Source organism: Pseudomonas sp. PS01298 (genome assembly GCF_029959745.1).
GTDB classification, from domain to species: Bacteria; Pseudomonadota; Gammaproteobacteria; order Pseudomonadales; family Pseudomonadaceae; genus Aquipseudomonas; species Aquipseudomonas aylmerensis.
The window spans coordinates 1-21,716 of sequence record NZ_JASCPP010000042.1; the positions used below are offsets into that span (position 1 = coordinate 1).

The window sequence follows — 21,716 nt, forward strand, 5'->3', positions numbered from 1 at the left end:
GGGGCCGGGGGGTCGGCCCCCCCGCGCCCCCCCGCGGCCCCGCCGCGCTCCTGCAAGTTCAGCGGGTCCAGGAAGCTTCGCGTTCCGCCTGCAGGCCGTACCGCTCAATCGCCTGCTGGCACACCTGCGGCTGCAGGCTCCCCTGCTCCACCAACGCCGTCAGCGCTGCCAGCACCAGGTGATAGCGGTCCACTTCAAAGAAATCGCGCAACGCCGCACGCGTATCACTGCGCCCGAAACCATCGGTGCCGAGCACGGTGTAGCGCGAGTCCAGGTACGAGCCAATCATCTGCGGCACTGCGCGCACGTAGTCAGACACCGCGATCACCGGCGCGCCGATGGGCAGGCAATCCGCGAGGTGGCTGCTGCGCGCGGCTTCCTGCGGGTGCAGGCGGTTCCAGCGCTCCACCTCGCGCGCCTCACGCGCCAGTTCGCTGAAACTGGTCACGCTGAACACTTCGCTGGTCACCTGCCAATCGTCTGCCAGCAACTGCGCCGCAGCCTGCGCCTCGCGCACCAGCGTGCCCGCACCGAGCAGGCGCACCTGGGCGCCGGCGGTGCCTTGCAGGCGATACAGGCCCTTGATGATCGCCGCTTCAACCCCTTCCGGCAGGCTTGGCTGCGGGTAGTTTTCGTTCATCAGGGTCACGTAGTAGAACTCGTCCACGTCGTGCTCCAGCATCTGGCGCATGCCGTGGTCGAGGATCACTGCAAATTCACCGGCAAATGCCGGGTCATAGGCGCGGCAATTCGGCACGGTGGCGGCCGTGAGGTGGCTGCTGCCATCCTGGTGCTGCAAGCCTTCGCCGCCGAGGGTGGTGCGCCCGGCAGTGGCGCCGAGCAGGAAACCGCGGGCGCGCTGGTCGGCGGCGGCCCAGATCAGGTCACCCACGCGCTGGAAGCCGAACATCGAGTAATAGATGTAGAACGGCAACATGCGCAGGCCATGCACCGAGTAGCTGGTGGCCGCTGCGACCCAGGAGCTGATGGCGCTGGCTTCGCTGATGCCTTCCTCCAGGATCTGCCCGTCCGTGGCCTCGCGGTAGCTGAGGATCGAGCCGATGTCTTCCGGCTCGTAGCGCTGGCCGACGCTGGAATAGATGCCGATCTGCTTGAACAGGTTGGCCATGCCGAAGGTGCGCGCCTCGTCCGCCACAATCGGCACGATGCGCGGGCCCAGCGCCTTGTCCTTGAGCAGCTGGGTGAGCATGCGCACGAAGGCCATGGTGGTGGACATTTCCTTGCCGTCGGCCGCCGTGGCGAAACCGGCATAGCCCGCCATGGGCGGGATGCTCACCGGCGCAGCAAGCTGGCTGCGGCTGGGCACATAACCGCCTAGGGCCTTGCGCCGCTGATGCAGATAACGCAATTCCAGGCTGTCGTCCTCGGGCTTGAAGAAGCTCAGCGACTCGGCCTGTTCATCACTCAGCGGCAACTGGAAGCGATTGCGAAAGGCGATCAGCGCCTCGCGATCAAGCTTCTTCTGCTGGTGCGTAGTCATCTTGCCCTGCCCCGCCTCGCCCATGCCGAAGCCCTTTTTGGTCTGGGCGAGGATCACCGTGGGCTTGCCCTTGACGCGGCGCGCGGCGTGGTAGGCGGCGTGGATCTTAACCATGTCGTGGCCGCCGCGCTTGAGACGGTCGATCTGTTCGTCGCTCATGCCCTCGACCAGCCTGGCCAAGGCCTCGCTCTGGCCAAAGAAGTGTTCGCGGTTGTAGGCACCGTCCTTGGCGGCGAAGGTCTGGAATTGCCCATCGACGGTGTTCGACAGCGTATCGACCAGCGAGCCGTCGGCGTCCTTGGCGAGCAAGGCATCCCAATCCGAACCCCAGACCAGCTTGATCACGTTCCAGCCGGCGCCGCCGAACAACGCCTCCAGTTCATCGATGATGCGCCCGTTGCCGCGCACCGGCCCGTCGAGACGCTGCAGGTTGCAGTTGACCACCCACGTCAGGTTATCCAGGCCTTCGCGCGCGGCCAGGGTCAGCGCGGACATGCTCTCCGGCTCGTCCATCTCACCGTCGCCGAACACGCCCCACACGTGGCGGTCGGTGGTGTCCTGCAAGCCGCGATGCTGCAGGTAGCGCATAAAGCGCGCCTGGAAAATCGAGCTGATCGGGCCAATGCCCATGGAGCCGGTGGGGAATTGCCAGAAGTCCGGCATCAACCACGGGTGCGGATAGCTGGAGAGCCCGCGCGCACCGGCTTTTGGCCCGCCGAGTTCCTGCCGATAGTGGGCCAGGTCGCCCTCGTCCAGGCGCCCCTCGAGAAACGCACGCGCATAGATGCCCGGCGCGGAATGCGGTTGGTAGAACACCAGGTCGCCGCCAAACCCATCGTTGCGGGCGCGAAAAAAGTGGTTGAAGCCCACTTCGAATAAATCCGCCGCACTGGCGTAGCTGGCGATGTGGCCGCCGAGTTCGCCATACGCCTGGTTGGCGCGCACCACCATGGCCAGCGCGTTCCAGCGCACCAGCGAGGCCAGGCGCTCTTCCGTCGCGAGGTCACCGGGGAACGCCGGCTGCTGCTCGACGCTGATGCTGTTGATGTAGGGCGTGCCGTGGCGCGGAGTCCAGTCGATGTGCGGCGCACTGGCGTCGCGGGCCAGCAGGTCGAGGATCTGGCGGGCGCGCTCGGGTCCGGCGTTGGCCACCAGCGAGGCCAGGGCATCGCGCCACTCGTCCTGCTCCAACTGATCCGTGGCTGTGTGATTGACTGCACTCGCGAAACCGTTCATGGGCACCTCCGGGCTTTTTTTCCAGTTTATGTGGGTGCCGGAGGATTTTTTGCCTGTTATCAGGCGCAGATAGCAGAATTTTGAGCATGAATCACTGCCAATCCTGGTTTTACCAGCACGTTGTGCTCAGCCAACCCGCAAGCCCGCAAGTGTGTTTAAAATGCCGCCCGCTCAATGACTGACGTTTAACGATGACCCCAGACGCCCTCGCCACCCTGCATGCCCACCTGCTCACCGCCCTGGCCACTCCGCCGAGTGAAACCCGGCGCCTGTTCCACGGCCGTGGCCGTTGCTGGCCGGGCCTGGAACAATTGACCGTGGACTGGCTGCAAGGCGTGCTGCTGGTCGCGCTGTTCAAGGAGCCCGAGGCCGCGCACCTGCAGGCCTTGAAACACCTGCTGCAGGCTGAGTTCGGTACGCATACCATTGCCCTGCAACACCGCTACCTGCCGCAAAGCACCACCGAATGGCTGGCGGGCGACGTTGTCGACGAGAAGGTGATTACCGAAGGCGGGCTGCGCTACCTGATCGACCTGGGTAAAAAACAGAATAGCGGGCTGTTCCTCGACATGCGCTACGGGCGCAACTGGGTGCGCGAACAGGCCAAGGGCCAGCGCGTGCTCAACCTGTTTGCCTACACCTGCGGGTTTTCCGTGGCGGCCATCGAAGGCGGCGCCGACCATGTGGTGAACCTGGACATGGCGCGTGGCGCGCTCAGCCGTGGCCGCGACAACCATCGCCTGAATGGTCACGACCTGAGCAAGGTCAGCTTCCTGGGCCACGACCTGTTCAAGTCCTGGGCCAAGGTCACCAACAGCGGCCCTTATGACCTGGTGATCATCGACCCGCCGTCGTTCCAGAAAGGCAGCTTTTTGCTGACCAAGGACTATCAGCGCGTGCTGCGTCGCCTGCCGGACTTGCTGACGCCACAGGGCACGGTGCTGGCGTGCATGAACGACCCGGCCTTCGGCGAAGACTTCCTGATCGACGGCGTAACCCGCGAAGCACCGGGCCTGCGCTTTGTCGAGCGGCTGCAGAATCCGCCGGAATTTCCGGATATCGACCCACAAAGTGGCTTGAAGGCCCTGGTGTTCCGCCAGGGTTGATGCCGAAACGTCCTACGCTTGCTACGCTAAGCAATACACCGGGGTGGTGAACCTTATCCCCCCCTTCCCGGTCGATACCTGCATTCCCCGGCCAGACCCGACGGTGTCACACCGTCGGCTGCCCCGTTTCACCTTTTGGAGAACCGCCCGTGATATCGACCCTGCATGTAGCCAGACTCAAAGCCTGGGGCGCCCACGGCTTTACCGCCACCGGCGTGGTACTGGCCTTCCTGGCCACCCTGGCGCTGCTGGAAAACTCGCCCAAGGCCTGCCTGCTTTGGCTCGGCTTCGCGCTGGTAGTGGACGGCGTCGATGGCTCCCTGGCGCGACGGGTCAATGTCAGCACGGTGCTGCCCAGCTTCGACGGCTCGGTGCTGGACCTGGTGATCGATTACCTCACCTACGTGTTTATCCCGGCACTGTTTATCTACCGCTATATCGACCTGCCGGAATTTACTCACCTGTTCACGGTGTCGGTGATCCTGGTGTCGTCGCTGTTCTGCTTCTGCAACGTGAACATGAAGAGCAAGGACAACTACTTCGTCGGCTTCCCCGCCGCCTGGAACGTGGTGGCGCTGTGCGTGTACATCATCCAGCCGGAAGCCTGGGTGACCTTGCTGACGGTGATCGGCCTGGCACTGCTGACCGTGACCCCGATGAAGTTCCTGCACCCGTTCCGGGTCAAGCGGTTCATGCCGATCAACATCGCGGTGACCACCATCTGGCTGCTGTGCAGCTTTTTGATGGTGATGGATTACCCGAATACCAACCCGTGGACATTTGGGTTGTGGTCGTTGATGTCGGCGTACTTCCTCGGGATTTGTATCTGGCGTACGGCGCTGGAGTGGCTGGGCAACCACAAATAGCCGCGCCGACACCAGTCATTTGCAGGGGCCGGCTTGTCGGCGATTGCGGTTCGTCAGCTCCAGAGAGAGTGGCTGATGTTGCGCTATCGCTGGCAAGCCGGCTCCTACATTTGGATCTGTGCACATCCGGCAGGTAAGATGCAGGCCTTCGGTGTAGCCCCTTCGCTGCGCCCTTCCAAGAATAAGCCCTGCCATGCCCTTCGAACTCAGCGTTGACCTGACCACCCTCGCCATTCTCGCCGTCGTTGCCTTTATCGCCGGTTTCATCGACGCCATCGCCGGCGGTGGTGGCCTGCTCACCACCCCGGCACTGCTCACCGCCGGCATGCCGCCACATCTGGTGTTGGGCACCAACAAGCTCAGTTCCACCTTCGGCTCCGCCACCGCCAGTTTCACCTTTTACCGGCGCAAGCTGTTCCACCCGCGCCAGTGGGTGCATGCCATCGTCGGGACGTTGATCGGCGCCCTCACCGGTGCCGTGGTCGCGCACTACCTGCCTGCCGAAACCCTGAACAAGATGCTCCCGGTGATTGTGTTCGGCTGCGGCCTGTACCTGTTGTTCGGCGGCACGCCCAAGGCGCCGCTGGACGCCGATGCGCCGATCAAGAAGAAATGGCAATCCACCCAGGGCTTTGGCCTGGGCTTCTATGATGGCGTGGCCGGACCCGGCACCGGGGCGTTCTGGACCGTCAGCACGATGCTGTTGCACCCCATCGACCTGGTGAAGGCCAGCGGCGTGGCGCGCAGCATGAACTTTGTCAGCAACGCGGCGGCGCTGTCGGTGTTTATCTTCAATGGCTCGGTGGACTGGATCGTCGGCCTGGCCATGGGCATCTCGGTGATGGGCGGCGCGTTTTTTGGCGCACGCAGCGCTATCAGCGGCGGCGCCAAATTCATTCGCCCGGTGTTTATCACCGTGGTGCTCGGCCTGACAGTGCGCCTAGCCTGGCAACACTGGTTCAGCGTGGCCTAGGCGCCGAGCCACATAGAGGTCGATCAGGTAACGCGCAATCGAACGTGACGCCGGCAGCGGCGGCAGGTCGTGGATGTTGAACCACTGCGCGTCCTCGATCTCGTCGGCCTGGGGCACGATGTCGCCGCCGGCGTACTCGGCGTGGAACCCCAGCATCATCGAATGCGGGAACGGCCAGCACTGGCTGCCCTGGTACTCGATATTCTTGACCTCGACCTGCACTTCCTCGCGAACTTCGCGGATCAGGCAGTCTTCGGCCGACTCACCCGGCTCGGCAAACCCTGCCAGCGTGCTGTAGACACCGGTCACAAAACGCGGCGAACGCGCCAGCAGGATTTCGTCGCCACGCGTCACCAGCACAATCATGCTCGGCGAGATCCGTGGATAGCTGCGCAGGTCGCAGGCCTGGCAAAACATCGCCCGTTCCCGTGGCACCTGGACCATCGCCTGGCCACAACTGCCGCAGAAACGGTGCTCGCGCGCCCAGGTACCGATCTGCGCGGCGTAGCCGAGTACTTTGTAGAGGGTGTGATCGCCTTGCAGCATGAAGCCGCGCAGGCCTTGCCAGCTGCAGTCGGGCACTTGCGCCGCCGCGTCGAGTTCCAGCAGGTACACCGGTTCGCCATCAAGGTGACCGATGCCGTGTTCGGCGAACACAGCAAGGTCCTGGCGCTTGAGCCATTCCCGGGGGAACAGCGGGCCGTTGGCATCATGCAAAAAGCCGTCGCGGCTGCGGGCGACGGCCCAGCCGCCAGGGGCGTCGTTGTCCAGCAGCGTTGTGGTAATCCAGCCTGGGGTCATGTCAGTCAATCCACGAATTCGGGTTTCTGCTTACTCATATGGGCCGCAATGGCCACGCGCAGGTCGTTGGATTGCAACATAGCCGAGTTCCAGGTGGCAACGTATTCCAGACCATCATTGACCGTATGGTCACGCATGTAGCTGATCATCGCCTTGGTGCCGGTCACCGCAATCGGCGACTTGGCGGCGATTTCATGCGCGATTTCGAAGACTCCGGCCAGCAGGCTGTCCTGATCGGCATACACCCGGTTGACCAGGCCGATGCTGCGCGCTTCCTCGGCGCCGAACTGGCGGCCGGTGTAGGCCAGCTCGCGCAACATGCCGTCGCCGATAATGCGCGGCAGGCGCTGCAGGGTGCCGACGTCGGCGGCCATGCCGATGTCGATTTCCTTGATCGAGAACTGCGCGCCCTCGGCGGCGTAACGCATGTCGCAGGCGCTGATCAGGTCGATGGCGCCGCCGATGCAGTAACCCTGGATCGCCGCCAATACCGGTTTGCGGCAGTTGTCGACGGCGTTGAATGAGGCTTGCAGCTCGAAGATCTTGCGGCGCAGCAAGCGTGCGTTGCGCCCCACATCCTTGCCGAATTCATTGGCGACCGAAGCCAGCATCATCAGGTCGATACCCGAGGAGAAATGCTTGCCGGCACCGCTGAGCACCACCGCGCGGACGGCGTCGGTGTCTTCGATCCATTGGAAAATGTCGATGATCTCGGTCCAGAACGCGGCGTTCATCGCGTTGATCTTTTCCGGGCGGTTGATCTGCACATGGGCAACGTTGCCGGTGAGTTCGACGACAAAAGCTTGGTATTCGGACATGGCAGTGATCCCTGACTGGCGAGTGATAAGGCCAGAACTATAACAAGGGTACGCCACGGCGCATCGGCCAAAACCGGGACTGGCAAAGGTAATGGAATGTTGTGAGGACGCGCTGCGTGCAGTGCCGATACATTTCATCCGTAAGGCCCGGTTTATCGGCTATACAATCAGGGCCACTGCCCTGGAGCCGCCTATGCCGACCACGTTTCGCTCATCCTTGATCCTGGCCCTGGTGGTCGTGCTGACCGGCATCGGTGCCGGCTTGGGCGGGATGCTCCTGGCGTTGCTGCTGCATGGCATCCAGCACCTGGCTTACGGCTACAGCCTCGACAGCCTCGTCAGCCACGCAACCTTTTTATCCGGCGTGACCGCTGCAGCGCCCGAACGGCGCCTGCTGGTGCTGGTGGTGTGCGGACTGGTCGCGGGGCTGGGTTGGTGGACGCTTTATCGCTACGGCCGCCCGCTGGTGAGCATCCGGCAGGCGGTGTCCGAGAAGATGCCGATCATGCCGCCCAAGACCACCCTCGCCCACGCCTTGCTGCAGATCATCACCGTGGCCCTCGGCTCGCCGCTGGGGCGTGAAGTGGCGCCGCGTGAAGTCGGTGCGCTGGCGGCGACATGGTTGTCGCAGCGGGCGCGGCTGGAACCGCACATGCATCGCCTGATCGTCGCCTGCGGTGCAGGGGCCGGATTGGCGGCGGTGTACAACGTGCCATTGGGCGGCGCGGTGTTTGTGCTGGAAGTGCTGGTGGGCGCGTTCAGCTGGCCGGCGGCGATCATCGCCCTGGCCACCTCGGCGATTGGCGCGGCGGTGGCCTGGGTCGGGCTGGGTGCCGAATCGCAGTATGTGGTGCCGCACTTTGTGCTGAGCCCGGCATTGATCGCCTGGGCGCTGGTGTGCGGCCCGGTGTTCGGCGTGGCGGCGTATGGCTTCACCCGCCTGACCGGTGCGGCGCGGGCCAACGCCGCGCGCGGCTGGCGCCTGCCGGTGTGGTCATTGATCAACTTCACTATGATCGGCGGCCTGGCGATGCTGCTGCCGCAGATCCTCGGCAATGGCAAAGGCCCGGCGCAACTGGGTTTCGACAATGAACTGACGATCGGCCTGGCGGCGCTGTTGCTGCTGGTCAAGGTGTTGATCACCACCAGCAGCCTGCGCGCCGGCGCCGAGGGTGGCCTGCTGACGCCGGGCCTGGCGAATGGCGCGCTGCTGGCGATCATCCTCGGTGGCGCCTGGAGCCTGGCCTGGCCCGGCGTGCCACTGGGCGCGTTCGCGATCATCGGCGCCGCAGCGTTCCTGGCCGCGAGCATGAGCATGCCGCTGACCGCGATCGTGCTGGTGGCGGAATTCACCCGCATCGACCATGACTTCCTGGTGCCGATCATTCTGGCGGTAGTGGGCGCGGTGTGCGTGAGCAAACTGTGCCAGCGGTTCGGCTAAAAACCCTGCAAACCGCTGGATAAAAACCGCCTCAAGCGCCATCCTTTGCGCTTTAAGCCGCCCCATCAGCGGCGCTCGACGCTCAAGGAAATGCCATGCACGCCCAACCCCTCACCGCCGCCGATTTCGACTTCATCGAAGAGACCCTGCTCAAGTACGGCGACGACCACTCGGTGCTGAACCTGGCCGAACTCGACGGTTACTTCACCGCGCTGGTCTCCAGCCCAGCCCAGGTCGACGTGGCCGAGTGGTTCCCGGCGATATGGGGCGGGCAGAACCCGGAGTGGGACAACATGGACGAAGCACAAAGCTTCCTCGAACTGTGCGTGCGCCACCTCAACACCCTGGCCAGCCAACTGGCCACCGACGCCCGTGGCTTCAAGGCTCGCTTCGACGAAACCGAACACCAGGGCCAGAACGTCACCCTGGCCGAAGAATGGTGCTTTGGCTACATCCGCGGCGCAGCCATCGGCAACTGGCCGGAACTGCCGGCGGAACAAGCCGCACTGCTGGAAAAAATCTCCTGGTGCGCCGAACAGGACAACTTCGAATTACCCGCCGACCTCGACGTGCAAACACACCAGCAGCGAGTCAGCGAACTCGAACCCGCCGCACGCGCGCTGCATGACTACTGGTTGGCAAAACGATAAAAAGCTGCAGAGCGCATCTGAAACCCCGAGTCAGCAAGCCGGCTCCTAAAGGTTTTTGCTTTTGATCTAACCACTCAGGCCGGCTATCAGGCCGCCGTGCTGTTGCTCTTGATCTTGATCTTGATCTAGGCGCCCCATCAAACACGCTGGCCGGAATTCGACATTGATTTGGGGGGTAAACCGGCAGGGATGCCGGTTTAGTCGCCCCGCGCCATGGATGGCGCGTGGCGGCGGCCCCCCAAATCAATGTCGGATTACGGGCACACCGAGCCTAGGCGAGGTGCCGAGTGTTGGGGCAAGAGCGTTTTGGTTACTTTTGCGCTGTTCAAAAGTGACCCGCCGTAAGGGCGGAACCAATCTCAGCCCTCACCCAAATAACGGATATACCCCCGACCTGATCCCCCCACAGTGACACCAAATCCCACCCAATAAATATCAGCAACCACGACCCCAAGCTCGACAAGCACCGCATCTATACCCGATTATTCAAGTCCGCCCCGTCGGCCACTCCGTGCCACCTCGCCTAGAATCAGGAGCCTCGTACCTTGAGTTCGCAGAAAACCGTGACCGTGACACCGCCCAATTTCCCCCTCAATGGCAAGGTCGCGCCCCCCGGCTCCAAATCCATTACCAACCGCGCCCTGCTGCTGGCGGCCCTGGCCAAGGGCACCAGCCGCTTGAGCGGCGCCTTGAAAAGCGATGACACCCGCCACATGTCGGTCGCCCTGCGCCAGATGGGCGTGACCATCGACGAGCCGGATGACACCACCTTCGTCGTCACCGGCCAGGGCAAACTGCAGTTGCCGACGCAGCCGCTGTTCCTCGGCAATGCCGGCACCGCCATGCGCTTTCTGACCGCCGCCGTCGCCACCGTTGAAGGCACCGTCGTGCTGGACGGCGACGATTATATGCAAAAACGCCCGATCGGCCCGCTGCTGGCCACCCTGCGCCAGAACGGCATCGCGGTCGACAGCCCGACCGGTTGCCCACCGGTCACCGTGCACGGTGCGGGCAAAGTCGCGGCCAAGCGCTTCGAGATCGACGGCGGCTTGTCCAGCCAGTACGTGTCGGCCCTGCTGATGCTGGCGGCCTGCGGCGAAGCGCCGATTGAAGTGGCGCTGACCGGCAAGGACATCGGTGCACGCGGCTACGTCGACCTGACCCTGGACTGCATGCGCGCGTTCGGCGCGCAGGTCGAGGTGGTCGACGACACCACTTGGCGTGTGGCGCCGACCGGCTACACCGCGCACGACTACCTGATCGAACCCGACGCTTCCGCCGCCACCTACCTGTGGGCCGCTGAAGTGCTGACCGGTGGGCGCATCGACATCGGCGTCGCCGCGCAGGACTTTACCCAGCCGGACGCCAAGGCCCAGGCGGTGATCGCGCAATTCCCGAACATGCAGGCCACGGTCGTCGGTTCGCAGATGCAGGACGCCATCCCGACCCTCGCAGTGCTCGCCGCATTCAACAACACCCCGGTGCGCTTCACCGAGCTGGCCAACCTGCGGGTCAAGGAATGCGACCGCGTGCAGGCGCTGCATGATGGCCTGAATGAAATCCGTGCGGGCCTGGCCACGATCGAGGGCGATGACCTGCTGGTCGCCGCCGACCCTGCATTGGCCGGCACCGCGTGCAATGCGTTGATCGACACCCACGCCGACCACCGCATTGCCATGTGCTTTGCGCTGGCCGGGCTGAAGGTCGCGGGCATCCGCATCCAGGATCCGGACTGCGTGGCCAAGACCTATCCTGAGTACTGGAAGGCCCTGGGCAGTCTCGGGGTCCAACTGACCTACTGAGGCATCGGCGCCGGAATGGGGAGGCAATGCACATGACAATTCGCCAACCCTGCCCACCCGGCGCCTGCGTCTGCGAACGAGAACAACTGCTGGAACGTCCCGGCGCCGACCTGCGCATCCTCAGCCTGACGCGCCAGGAAGAAAAACGCCTGGTCGAACGCCTCGAAAACCTGCAGAGCCTGCAGGACCTCGAACGCATGCAGCAGCGCATGTACGAACTCCTCGGAATCCGCGTGCACATCGCCCCCGGCCACGCCGAGGTCAAGAGCATGCGCGGCATCCAGATCGTCATCGACGACCTGCCAGGCCTGTGCCGCAAGACCCGCCAATCGATCCCGGCGGCGATTCGCCGGGGCATGGAAAAACACCCCGAGATCGCCTACCGCCTGCTGGATGCCCACGACCTGTTTCGCGACGGTTGAACCGCGCTCGAACCACCGATTGCCGCGCCACGACGGATTCCCTGGCGCGTGGCACTGGGCACACTTGATTCAAAGCAACCTGGAACAGGCTGGCGCTCAGGCGTTCTCTCGCACCTGACGCGGGACAAACAACTGCCGGCCGAGCTTCTCGGCGGTGCGCAAATGGCTTTGCGCGCTGTCGCTTTCCGACTCCAGCAACAGCTCGGACGTCAGCACCTGCGCCCCACAGTAGTCAAAAATCCCGTAGTCGATCTGCGTACGCATCGCCTGGGCATAACCATGTCGTTCAAACGCGCTTTCATCGGCGGCCCCCAGCGCCAGCAGATGCACCTGCAAGTGCCGCAGCTTTTTCACCACCGGCGTGTCCGGGCCGTAGTCGATGGCCCAGCCGTTGACGAACACGCGATCGACCCAGCCCTTGAGCAGGCCCGGCAGCGACCACCAGTAGATCGGGAATGCCAGCACCAGCGCATCGGCGCGGTCGATACGCGCCTGCTCGGCCAATACGTCGGCCGGTGGCGTGGCACGAGTGCGGTGTACGCGGTGGTCGGCGGCGGTGTAGCGCGGGTCGAAGCCTTCGGCGGCGAGGTCGGCGATTTCCACGGTGTGGCCGCTGGCAGTCAGGCCGGCGGCCACCTGCGCCGAGACGGCGTGAGTGAGCGATTGTGGGTCGTGGTGCGCGACAACGATGAGTGCATGCATGACATTGACTCCCTTTGGGCTTAAGCTACGTTTAGTAAGTTACAGCCACTAAGTTACTTTTGGTATATAAGCATGTCAAGCAGTCAGTCCCCTGCCCCACGCCGGCGCTTGAGCCGTGAAGATCGTCTGCGCCAACTGCTCGATGTGGCCTGGCAACTGGTCCGCGATGAAGGCACCGAAGCCCTGACGCTGGGGCGCCTGGCGGAACTCGCGGGAGTGACCAAGCCGGTGGTCTATGACCATTTCGTCACCCGCGCGGGGTTGCTCGCTGCGCTGTATGCCGACTTCGACGCGCGCCAGGACAAGGTGTTTACCCAAGCCATCGAGGCCAGCGATGCCACGCTGGAGGGTCGCGCGTGGGTGATCGCCTCGAGTTATGTCGATTGCGTGCTGTTGCAGGGCCGGGAGATTCCGGGGGTGATCGCCGCGCTGAGCAGCTCCCCGGAACTGGAAACCCTCAAGCGCGAATACGAGGCGATTTTCCTCGCCAAGTGCCGCGACGCGCTGTCGCCCTTCGCGCCCGGCGGCACGGTGTCCCAGGTCGGCCTGCGGGCGGTGCTGGGCGCGGCGGAAGCCTTGTCCCAGGCGGCAGCCAGTGGTGAAGTCAGCCGTGAAGAGGCGCAGCAGGAGTTGCTTGCGACCCTGCTGGCGATGGTCAACCGCGAGCGCGGTTGACGCGGCGGTTTACGCCGGAAGGTTCTGGACGAACAACCGTACCTTGCGCGTCAGTTGATCCAGATGCCGGTCGCGCTGTTTCTCCGCGTCGAGCATCGCGCGCTTGCCGTGCTTTTGCAGCAGGTACGTGTGGATCTGGCGCACTTCCAGCGAGCTGTAGATCGACGCCACGTCCAGCACGCCCATCAGGCCATCAGTGCCGTAGTCGCGGGTATTCATCAGCACCTGGGTGCCGCGCGCGCCCCGCACCTGAAAGCCCATGCGTTCAAAAGCTGGTACTTTTTCTACCGAGCACGCGAGTTCCGCATGGGGATAACGGCTCAACACCTCGCGCATCATCGCGCGCGCCACACCCTGGCGCCGATGGCCGACTTGCACGGCCATGAATGCAATCCCGCAGGCTTGCGGATCGTCCTTGACGGGCAGGTACAGGCAAAAGCCAAGCAGTTCTTCCGCGTCCATCGCCACGACCAACTCGACGGCAATCCCCTTTGAACCGTCCAGGGCTTCCAGGTACAGGTGCACTTCAAAACCGATGGCGTACTGGTAAATGTTGTAGAGCAGGTTGCTCGGCGGCAGCGCGACGCTGCTGATGTCGGTGAGGTTGTCCACCACCATCTGCAGGATCTGCGCATTGATGGGCTCGGGGCACGGTGTCGTGTAGCGGGTAAGGCTGTACATGCAAATTCCTGGGGTTTCGCGTCAAGGCAGCGGCGATTGTACCTGTTGCGGCGAGTGTATGGCCTGCAGGCCGCACCCAAAAGCCACGCCGATATTGACAAGGTAAAATCGTAACGACTATTGTCTGACAACCTGATCAACAAGGTTTTCCCATGCTTGAGCTTCAACGCCCCGATTCGCTGGTCGTCCGGGTTGTCAGTGCCATCCGCGCCGAAATCGACTCCGGCCAACTGCCGCCCGAGTCGCGCTTGCCCACGGAACAGCAACTGGCCGAACAACTCAACGTCAGCCGCTCTGTGGTGCGTGAAGCCATTGCCCAGCTCAAGGCCGATGGCGTGATCACTGCGCGCCGGGGCCTGGGCTCGTTTATCTCGCAGACGCCAGCCGGTACGGTGTTCCGTTTCCCGCAGCCGAATGGACGACGGCCCGACCTCGCGCAGATGTTCGAAGTGCGCCTGTGGATCGAGACCCAGGCCGCCGCGATTGCCGCGCAACGCCGCGATGAAGCCGACCTGCAGCGCATGAAAAGCGCGCTGCAGGACATGCAGGAGCACCGCGACAACTTCGAAGCGGCCGCCCTCGCCGATGTGGAGTTCCACCGCGCCATCGCCGACGCCAGCAAGAATGACTACTTCGTGGCCTTCCATGACTTCCTGCGCAGCCAGTTGGCCAGCGCCCGCAAGACCTCTTGGGAAAACTCCGCCTCGCGTTTTGTCACCGGCTCTGCCGACGCCACCCAGGAACACCAGGCGCTGTTCCAGGCGATTGCCGACGGCGACGCCCAGCGTGCCGCCGCGAGTGCCGAGGCCCACCTGCGCGCGGCAGCACGCCGCCTGAGCCTGGAACTGCCCGCCAAACATTGACCGATTCCACCCTTTTGCAGCGTGTCCCCGACACGCCATTTTTTTAACCAAAACATTAGTCTGACAACCTGATAATCAGACTGATGTGCAACCGCAGGTACCCCACGCAATGATTCACGACTTTTGCATCATCGGCGGCGGCATCGTCGGCCTCGCCACCGCCATGGAGCTGCTCAAGCGCCAGCCGGGCGCCTCGCTGGTGATCCTCGAAAAGGAATCGGTGCTGGCCAAGCACCAGACCGGCCACAACAGCGGCGTGATCCACGCCGGCATCTACTACGCGCCCGGCAGCCTCAAGGCCGACTTGTGCAAGCGTGGCGCCGAAGCCACCAAGCAGTTCTGCACCGAGCACGGCATCAAGTTCGAGGTGTGCGGCAAGCTGCTGGTGGCGTCCAGCCCGCTGGAAATGCAGCGAATGGAAGCGCTGCATGCCCGCGCCCAACTCAACGGCATGCAGGTCGAGCGCCTCGATGCGGACCAGTTGCGCGAGCGCGAACCGAACATCGTCGGCCTGGGCGGGCTGTTCCTGGATGCCACTGGCATCGTCGATTACCGCCAGGTGTGCGAGACCATGGCGCGGGTGATTCGCCGCAGCGGTGGCGAGATCTGCCTGGAACGCACCGTCACCGGCATCCATGAAGACACCGACACCGTCACCATCAACACCCTTGGCGAAACCTGGCAGGCGCGTCACCTGGTGGTGTGCGCTGGCTTGCAGTCGGACCGCCTGGCGACCCTGGCCGGGATCAAGATCGACCACCAGATCATCCCGTTTCGCGGCGAATATTTCCGCCTGCAGCCGGAAAAAAACGGCCTCGTCAATCACCTCATCTACCCGATTCCCGACCCGGACTTGCCGTTCCTCGGTGTGCACCTGACCCGCATGATCGACGGCAGCATCACCGTCGGCCCGAACGCCGTGCTGGGCCTGGGTCGCGAAAACTACCGCAAGTTCTCGATCAACTGGCGCGACGTGGCCGAGTACGCGCGCTTCCCCGGCTTCTGGAAAACCCTTTGGCAGAACCTCGGTTCGGGCACCACCGAGATGAAGAACTCGTTGTTCAAATCCGGCTACCTGGAGCAGTGCCGCAAGTATTGCCCGTCACTGACCCTCGACGACCTGCTGCCCTATGAAGCCGGGATCCGCGCCCAGGCGGTGATGCGCGACGGCAGCCTGGTGCACGACTTCCTGTTCGCCCAGACCTCGCGAATGCTCCATGTCTGCAACGCGCCCTCACCGGCCGCGACGTCAGCCATGCCGATCGGCGCGATGATCGCCGACCGCCTGTTCACGCCCCAGTAACACCCGGCAATACGCCTCCATTTGACAATAACTACAAAGACCCAGAAGGAAGTACAGCATGACGGCATCTGCCTCCATCCCCGGCACCGAAACGCCCGAGCAAACCCGCAAGCGCCTGCGCAAAGTCGCCGCCGCGACCATCTTTGGCTCAATGCTGGAGTGGTACGACTTTTACCTGTACGCGACCATGGCGGCGATTGTGTTCTCGAAAATCTTCTTCGATAACAGCGACCCGAAGACCGCCACGCTGATGGCCTTTTCGACCTTTGCCATCGGCTTTATCGCACGCCCGTTCGGCGGCATCCTGTTTGGCTACCTGGGCGACAAGTTCGGCCGCAAGCAAGTGCTGGTACTGACCTTCTGCCTGATGGGCGTGTGCACCACGCTGATCGGCCTGATCCCCAGCTACGCCTCCATCGGCATCTGGGCGCCGATCGTGCTGGTGTTCATCCGCATCATCCAGGGCCTGGGTGCGGGGGCCGAACTGTCCGGCGCGGCGGTCACCTCCTATGAGCACGCTGCGCAGGGCAAGCGCGGCAGCCAGGGCGCATGGCCGGCGCTGGGCCTGAACCTGGGCCTGTTGCTGTCGTCGCTCACCGTGTACCTGCTGACCATCAACGGCAACGAGTTCCTGCTGGCCGGCGGCTGGCGTATTCCCTTCGTCTGCAGCATCGTGCTGGTGGGCGTCGGCCTGTGGGTACGCAAGAGCATTCCGGAAACCCCGCAGTTCAAGGAGCTGAGCAAAGAAGCCGCCAAGGCCAAGGCCTCGCCGCTCAAGGCCCTGTTCAAGAACGACCTCAAAGGCCTGGCGGTGGTGTTCTTCGTTGCCATCGGCTACAACGCGCTGAGCTACATCTTCAAGACCTTCTCCCTGGCGTACCTGACCCAATTCAAGGGCGTGAATGTGCACGTCACGTCGCTGTCGGTAACCATCGCCAGCCTGATCGCCATCGTCGCCGTGCCCTGCTTCGGCTGGCTGTGTGACAAGTGGAGCAGCAAGCACGTGCTGATCCTCGGCGGGCTGTGCTCGCTGCTGTTCGCCTACCCGTTCCTGGCCCTGCTCAACAGCGGCGAAAGCCTGATGATCTACATCGCGATCGGCGTCGGCACCGGCCTCCTCGCACCGATGATGTTCGCCCCGCAGGGCTCGTTCCTGAGCCGGCAGTTCCCGACCCAGACGCGCTCTTCCGGCTTCGGTACCGGGCGTGAAATCGGCACCGCCATCGCTGGCGGCCTGGCGCCACTGGGTGCGCTGTCGATGGTGGCAGCATCGGCCACCCACTCCACTGATGGCGTGGTGATAATCCTCGCCATTTCGGCGCTGCTGGTGGTGGTGTTTGCGTTGTGTGACCAGGGCCGCAAGCACTCGGCATTCAAGAACTGAGGAAAAAAGTTCGGACCAACGGGTGCATGGACGCACCTACATCGCGCATCATGGGCACTTTCAAGCTCAAGGGTAACGTCCATGCGCGTTCTGTCATTGATGATGGGTCTTACGACGCTGGCCGCCAGTACGGTGTTCTGCGCCAGCGCGATGGCGAATGAAGAAATCCAGCTGGTGCAACAGATCAACGACTACCGCAGCCAGGTACAGCGCTGCGGTGACCAGGGTTCCCAGGAACTGCCACCTTTGGCCAGCGACACCCGCCTGGTGCTGCCGGCCACCAATGTCGGCGACTTGCAACAGGCCCTGGCCCGGGCGGCATACCCGATGGTGAATGTGCAGGCCATCAGCCTGTCCGGCCCCAAGGATGCCCAGGCTGCCATGAAGGCGGTCCGCGAGAGTTTCTGCCGCGTGGTGCTGGACCCGCAATTTGTCGATATCGGTGTGAGCAACAGCGGCCAGGACTGGCGCATCGTGCTCGCCCGTCCACTGCTGTCCAGCGGCCTCGGCGACTGGCAGACCGAAGGCAAGCAACTGCTCACCCTGATCAACACCGCGCGCGCGCAACCGCGCCAGTGCGGCACCCAGGCATTCAGCGCGACCACCCCGCTGTCCTGGAATGACGACCTGGCCGGCGCCGCCAACAGCCACACGCGCAACATGGCCAACGGCAATTTCTTCGACCACCTCGACCACGACGGCCGCACCCCCGGTGACCGCGCTGAACTGGCCGGCTACCCGGCGAAAAACATCGGCGAAAACATCGCCGCCGGCCTGGACACGCCGCGCAAGGTCGTCGACGGCTGGCTCGCCAGCCCCGGGCATTGCGCCAACCTGATGAACCCGCAGTTTCGCGAATTGGGCGCGGCCTATGCCATGGACCCGAAAAGTGATGCGGGGATCTACTGGACCGGTTTGTTCGGCACATCGCAGTAAAAAACAGCGCCCGGATCGCGGAATATTTATCTATTCAAATGGATGCAGCATCAAATTGCCATCTCGTGGATAATTCCGCTGAACTGGCAACGGTCATTCCGGTCTGTTGCTTGTTAGCCTGACCTCTTCAGGCGCTCGACCGATTGTGGCAAACAAGGTGTTCTCCCAATGATGAATTGGCTGCAAAGCAGCAGCGACATGGCTGAGCGGGTACGCCAGCATGATTGGGCAAGTACGCCCCTGGGCCCGCTGGAACAATGGCCGGATGTGCTCAAGACCACGGTAGCGTTGTGCTTTGCCTCGAGCTTTCCCCAGGCCATCGTCTGGGGGCCGCACCTGATCACGCTCTACAACGATGCGTTTGTGCCCATCCTTGGCGATAAGCCCTACTCGCTGGGGCGACCATTCAGCGAAACCTGGCACGAAGTGTGGGACCAGGTCGGGCCCATCGCGGGCGCGGCTTTCGAAGGGCATGCCACCTACGTCGAGAACTTTCCGCTGCTGATCGAGCGCGGCGCGGGCCCCGAGCAGGCCTACTTCACCTTTTGCTACAGCCCCATCCGCGATCCGCAGGGCAAGGTCGTCGGCTTGCTGGACACGGTGACCGAAACCACCGCCACGGTATTTCTTGCGCGGCGCCTGGCGGTGCTGGATGCGATCGGCAACGCCGTGACCAATGCCACCGATGCCGAAACCATCATGTCCACCACCACGCGCCTGCTGGCCGAGCACCTGCAGGTGTCCAACTGCGCCTATGCAGACATGGACGCCGATGAAGACGGCTTCACCATTCGCGGCAATTGGGCGGCGCCCGGCTCGCCGAGCATCGTCGGACGCTACAGCCTGGCCTCGTTCGGTGAGTTGGCCGTACAACGCCTGCACGCCGGCGAGCCGGTGGTGGTGCAGGACAATCGCATCGAATTCGAGCCGCACATCGCCGCCAGCTACCAGGCCCTGGGCGCGTTGGCGACCGTGTGTTTCCCGCTGATCAAGCATGGCCGGCTCACCGCGCTGATGGCCGTGCATCACAAAGCGGCGCGCGTGTGGTCGCCCTATGACCTGGCCCTGGTGGGCGAAGTCACCGAACGCTCCTGGGCACATATCGAGCGCGTGCGCGCCGACGTCGCCGTGCGTGAGGGCCTGGCGGCATTCACCGAGCTGAATGCGACCCTGGAACAGCGGGTGGCGGAACGCACCACCGCCCTCTCCCAGGCCGAAGCCGCGCTGCGCCAGTCCCAGAAGCTGGAAGCCATCGGCCAGTTGACCGGCGGTGTCGCCCATGACTTCAACAACCTGCTGACGATCATTCGCTCGTCGGTGGATTTCCTGCGCCAGCCCGGTCTCTCCGAGGAGCGGCGCCAGCGTTACATGGGCGCGGTGTCGGACACCGTCGAGCGGGCGAGCAAACTCACCAGCCAGCTGCTCGCCTTCGCCCGGCGCCAGCCCTTGAACCCGGAAGTGTTCGATGTGAGCCTGCGAGTCAAGAATATCGGCGAGATGCTGGAAAGCCTCACCGGGGCGCGGATCCAGGTGCGCGTCGAGTTGCCCGACAGCCCGTGCCATGTGCGCGTCGACTCCAGCCAGTTCGAAACCGCGCTGATCAATATGGCCCTCAACGCCCGTGACGCCATGAACGGCCAAGGCACGCTGACCTTGCGCGTGGCCACCGTGGCGGCCCTGCCGCGTATCCGTGGCGACGCCGAGTCGCGCCAGCCCTTCGTCACGGTGTCCCTGGCCGACACCGGCAGCGGCATGGCCAGCGACAACCTGGAGCGCATCTTCGAGCCGTTCTTTACCACCAAGGCCGTCGGCAAAGGCACCGGGCTGGGTTTGTCCCAGGTGTTCGGTTTCGCCAAGCAGTCCGGCGGCAACGTCGACGTGGCCAGCACCCCGGGCCAGGGCACGGTATTTACCCTGTACCTGCCGGCCGTTGAGTCCCAGGCAGTCCAGTTGGCGCACCTGCAGCAAGCCGCGTGCCCGGACCATGACCCGTCGCACCGCCATATCCTCATCGTGGAAGACAACCTCGACGTGGGCCGCTTCGCCAACCAGATCCTCCAGGACCTCGGCTACCAGACCACCTGGGCCACCGATGCAGAACAGGCACTGGCGATGGCCGGCGCGGACGCCATGGCCTTCGACGGGGTGTTCTCAGACGTGGTCATGCCGGGGATCACTGGCGTGATGATGGCCAGGGTGCTGCGCGAGCGCCGGCCGGACCTGCCGATAGTCCTCACATCGGGCTACAGCGAGGAGCTGGCTGACAGCGGCTATGAAGGCTTCGAGTTCCTCGCCAAGCCCTACTCCGCCGACCAGGTCGCACGCGTGCTGGCCAAGGCCATGCTCAAGGACTGAGCCTATTCCGCCACGGCCACTTGATTGCGACCCAAAGCCTTGGCGCGATACAGCGCCTTGTCGGCGGTGTTCATCAGGCCGTGCAAATCCTGATCAAGGGTATGGGTGGAGGCCACGCCGAGGCTGGCGGTCAAGCCATGCACCGGCTCGGAGACCAGGCCGGAATCGCCTTGACCAACTGCTCGGCGATGTCTCGCGCTGCCTCCAGCGAGGTATTGGGCAGCAGCACCGCGAACTCCTCGCCCCCCAGGCGGCCGTACACATCGGCCTGGCGGAACGAGGCACTGATCACCCCGCCAATCTGGCGCAGCACTTGGTCACCGGCCTGGTGACCGTAGGTATCGTTGATCTGCTTGAAGTGGTCCATGTCCAGCATCAGCGCGCACAACGGCTGCTGGTTGTGGCGGCATTGCGCGTACAACACCTGGGCATGTTCGAAAAACGCGCGACGGTTCATCAGCCCGGTGAGTTCGTCGGTCTGTGCGGCGCGTGTAGAGATGTTGTGGGCCCGTTCCATTTGCCGGGTCAGGCGAAAGGCTTTTTCCAGCGCATCCGACAGCTTGCGCGTGGCGCTGACCACAAAGGTGGAGAACACCAGCACCGCGACAGCCACCCCGACTTGCATCGACGACGGCTGGAACAACAGCCACAGCGTGCACGGCAGCAGCACCAGGGCCAGGGACGCCAGGGTCATGTAGCGATACGCGGAATAACACGAGACGGCACTCACCGACATGCCCACGGTAAACAGCATGACCAGCACCTGCGACACTCGATCGTCGGTCGGCATCACGGCCAGTGCGCCGGCGCCCCAGACGCCGGCAGACAGCATCAGCGTGATCCAGTAGCGACGCTCCCAGCGCTGCGGGGTGCGCTCGTCGTTGGGACAGCGGAACCACTCCATGAACATCTTGACCCGCAGCAATGACGTGGCCGCCAGCACCAATAGCCAGACCAGCATGACCGTGTGGTCAAAGCGCTCCCAACACAGCCAGCAGAGCATCACCGCAGCGAGGTAACTGCCGAAAATCGCGGCAAAGGACTGCCGAAACAACTGATGCAAACGGTCAGTCCGCACCTGTTCCTCTATAAAGCAATCCTGGTCCTGCCTACGCCCAAGGCCGTTCATGAAATTCGCCTGATTCAACTGCCACGACAAGGGTGCCATTGTGGCACCCTGCCAGTAGCGCGGACAACAGAA

Annotated in this window: 18 protein-coding genes and 1 pseudogene; 13 read left to right on the forward strand and 6 right to left on the reverse strand. The window is 63.7% G+C overall.

Annotation, left to right across the window (positions count from 1 at the left end):
- Positions 1 to 58: 58 nt before the first annotated feature.
- Positions 59 to 2,737 carry an alpha-ketoglutarate dehydrogenase gene (gene mdeB / locus QMX97_RS16205; protein ID WP_282397249.1) on the reverse strand — a complete coding sequence of 893 codons (2,679 nt, stop codon included), beginning with the start codon at positions 2,735 to 2,737 and terminating at the stop codon, positions 59 to 61.
- Between the two features lie 191 nt (positions 2,738 to 2,928).
- On the opposite strand from mdeB, the gene QMX97_RS16210 reads away from it, so the two are divergent.
- The 3 genes from QMX97_RS16210 (at position 2,929) to QMX97_RS16220 (ending at position 5,682) form a co-directional block, all read left to right on the forward strand.
- Positions 2,929 to 3,843, forward strand: a complete 915-nt coding sequence (locus QMX97_RS16210; RefSeq protein WP_282397250.1) for a class I SAM-dependent methyltransferase — start codon at positions 2,929 to 2,931, stop codon at positions 3,841 to 3,843.
- Positions 3,844 to 3,992: 149 nt separating this feature from the next.
- Positions 3,993 to 4,709 (forward strand): phosphatidylcholine synthase, encoded by a 717-nt coding sequence (pcsA, locus tag QMX97_RS16215; protein ID WP_065906682.1) that lies wholly within the window; start codon positions 3,993 to 3,995, stop codon positions 4,707 to 4,709.
- 193 nt (positions 4,710 to 4,902) lie between these two features.
- Positions 4,903 to 5,682, forward strand: coding sequence for a TSUP family transporter (locus QMX97_RS16220; RefSeq protein WP_065906679.1), 780 nt, complete (start codon positions 4,903 to 4,905; stop codon positions 5,680 to 5,682).
- On the opposite strand, the gene nudC is transcribed toward QMX97_RS16220, so the two are convergent.
- The gene (gene nudC / locus QMX97_RS16225) at positions 5,650 to 6,483 is read right to left on the reverse strand and encodes an NAD(+) diphosphatase (RefSeq protein WP_065906678.1); all 834 of its coding nucleotides are present in this window, start codon (positions 6,481 to 6,483) and stop codon (positions 5,650 to 5,652) included. The genes QMX97_RS16220 and nudC overlap by 33 nt on opposite strands.
- 5 nt (positions 6,484 to 6,488) lie before the next feature.
- The gene (locus QMX97_RS16230; protein ID WP_106804109.1) at positions 6,489 to 7,301 is read right to left on the reverse strand and encodes a crotonase/enoyl-CoA hydratase family protein; all 813 of its coding nucleotides are present in this window, start codon (positions 7,299 to 7,301) and stop codon (positions 6,489 to 6,491) included.
- A gap of 193 nt (positions 7,302 to 7,494) precedes the next feature.
- Between QMX97_RS16230 and QMX97_RS16235 the strand changes: the two genes are divergently transcribed.
- The 4 genes from QMX97_RS16235 (at position 7,495) to QMX97_RS16250 (ending at position 11,616) form a co-directional block, all read left to right on the forward strand.
- Positions 7,495 to 8,742: a chloride channel protein gene (locus QMX97_RS16235; protein WP_282397251.1), complete on the forward strand. Its 1,248-nt coding sequence runs from the start codon at positions 7,495 to 7,497 to the stop codon at positions 8,740 to 8,742.
- A gap of 95 nt (positions 8,743 to 8,837) precedes the next feature.
- The gene (locus QMX97_RS16240; RefSeq protein ID WP_065906675.1) at positions 8,838 to 9,392 is read left to right on the forward strand and encodes a UPF0149 family protein; all 555 of its coding nucleotides are present in this window, start codon (positions 8,838 to 8,840) and stop codon (positions 9,390 to 9,392) included.
- Between the two features lie 545 nt (positions 9,393 to 9,937).
- On the forward strand, positions 9,938 to 11,194 hold the full coding sequence (locus QMX97_RS16245; protein ID WP_065906673.1) for a 3-phosphoshikimate 1-carboxyvinyltransferase: 1,257 nt from the start codon (positions 9,938 to 9,940) through the stop codon (positions 11,192 to 11,194).
- Positions 11,195 to 11,226: 32 nt separating this feature from the next.
- Positions 11,227 to 11,616 carry a hypothetical protein gene (locus QMX97_RS16250; RefSeq protein WP_065906750.1) on the forward strand — a complete coding sequence of 130 codons (390 nt, stop codon included), beginning with the start codon at positions 11,227 to 11,229 and terminating at the stop codon, positions 11,614 to 11,616.
- 96 nt (positions 11,617 to 11,712) lie between these two features.
- On the opposite strand, the gene QMX97_RS16255 is transcribed toward QMX97_RS16250, so the two are convergent.
- Positions 11,713 to 12,318, reverse strand: coding sequence for an NAD(P)H-dependent oxidoreductase (locus tag QMX97_RS16255; protein WP_106804111.1), 606 nt, complete (start codon positions 12,316 to 12,318; stop codon positions 11,713 to 11,715).
- A 72-nt stretch (positions 12,319 to 12,390) separates the two neighbouring features.
- Here QMX97_RS16255 and QMX97_RS16260 point away from each other — a divergent pair, with 72 nt between their 5' ends.
- Positions 12,391 to 12,993, forward strand: coding sequence for a TetR/AcrR family transcriptional regulator (locus QMX97_RS16260; RefSeq protein WP_282397252.1), 603 nt, complete (start codon positions 12,391 to 12,393; stop codon positions 12,991 to 12,993).
- A 9-nt stretch (positions 12,994 to 13,002) separates the two neighbouring features.
- On the opposite strand, the gene QMX97_RS16265 is transcribed toward QMX97_RS16260, so the two are convergent.
- Positions 13,003 to 13,674 carry a GNAT family N-acetyltransferase gene (locus QMX97_RS16265; protein ID WP_282397253.1) on the reverse strand — a complete coding sequence of 224 codons (672 nt, stop codon included), beginning with the start codon at positions 13,672 to 13,674 and terminating at the stop codon, positions 13,003 to 13,005.
- A gap of 152 nt (positions 13,675 to 13,826) precedes the next feature.
- Between QMX97_RS16265 and QMX97_RS16270 the strand changes: the two genes are divergently transcribed.
- The 5 genes from QMX97_RS16270 to QMX97_RS16290 all read left to right on the forward strand — a co-directional run bounded on the left by QMX97_RS16270 (position 13,827) and on the right by QMX97_RS16290 (position 20,515).
- Positions 13,827 to 14,537 (forward strand): FadR/GntR family transcriptional regulator, encoded by a 711-nt coding sequence (locus QMX97_RS16270; RefSeq protein WP_282397254.1) that lies wholly within the window; start codon positions 13,827 to 13,829, stop codon positions 14,535 to 14,537.
- A 109-nt stretch (positions 14,538 to 14,646) separates the two neighbouring features.
- On the forward strand, positions 14,647 to 15,840 hold the full coding sequence (gene lhgO, locus QMX97_RS16275) for an L-2-hydroxyglutarate oxidase (protein WP_282397255.1): 1,194 nt from the start codon (positions 14,647 to 14,649) through the stop codon (positions 15,838 to 15,840).
- Between the two features lie 58 nt (positions 15,841 to 15,898).
- The gene (locus QMX97_RS16280; RefSeq protein ID WP_282397256.1) at positions 15,899 to 17,224 is read left to right on the forward strand and encodes an MFS transporter; all 1,326 of its coding nucleotides are present in this window, start codon (positions 15,899 to 15,901) and stop codon (positions 17,222 to 17,224) included.
- An 81-nt stretch (positions 17,225 to 17,305) separates the two neighbouring features.
- Positions 17,306 to 18,160 carry a CAP domain-containing protein gene (locus QMX97_RS16285; protein WP_065906660.1) on the forward strand — a complete coding sequence of 285 codons (855 nt, stop codon included), beginning with the start codon at positions 17,306 to 17,308 and terminating at the stop codon, positions 18,158 to 18,160.
- Between the two features lie 168 nt (positions 18,161 to 18,328).
- Complete coding sequence (locus tag QMX97_RS16290; RefSeq protein WP_201144203.1) at positions 18,329 to 20,515, forward strand: ATP-binding protein; 2,187 nt, start codon at positions 18,329 to 18,331, stop codon at positions 20,513 to 20,515.
- A gap of 2 nt (positions 20,516 to 20,517) precedes the next feature.
- Here the strand turns inward: QMX97_RS16290 and QMX97_RS16295 are convergent.
- Positions 20,518 to 21,683: pseudogene (locus tag QMX97_RS16295) on the reverse strand (diguanylate cyclase).
- Positions 21,684 to 21,716 lie beyond the last annotated feature (33 nt).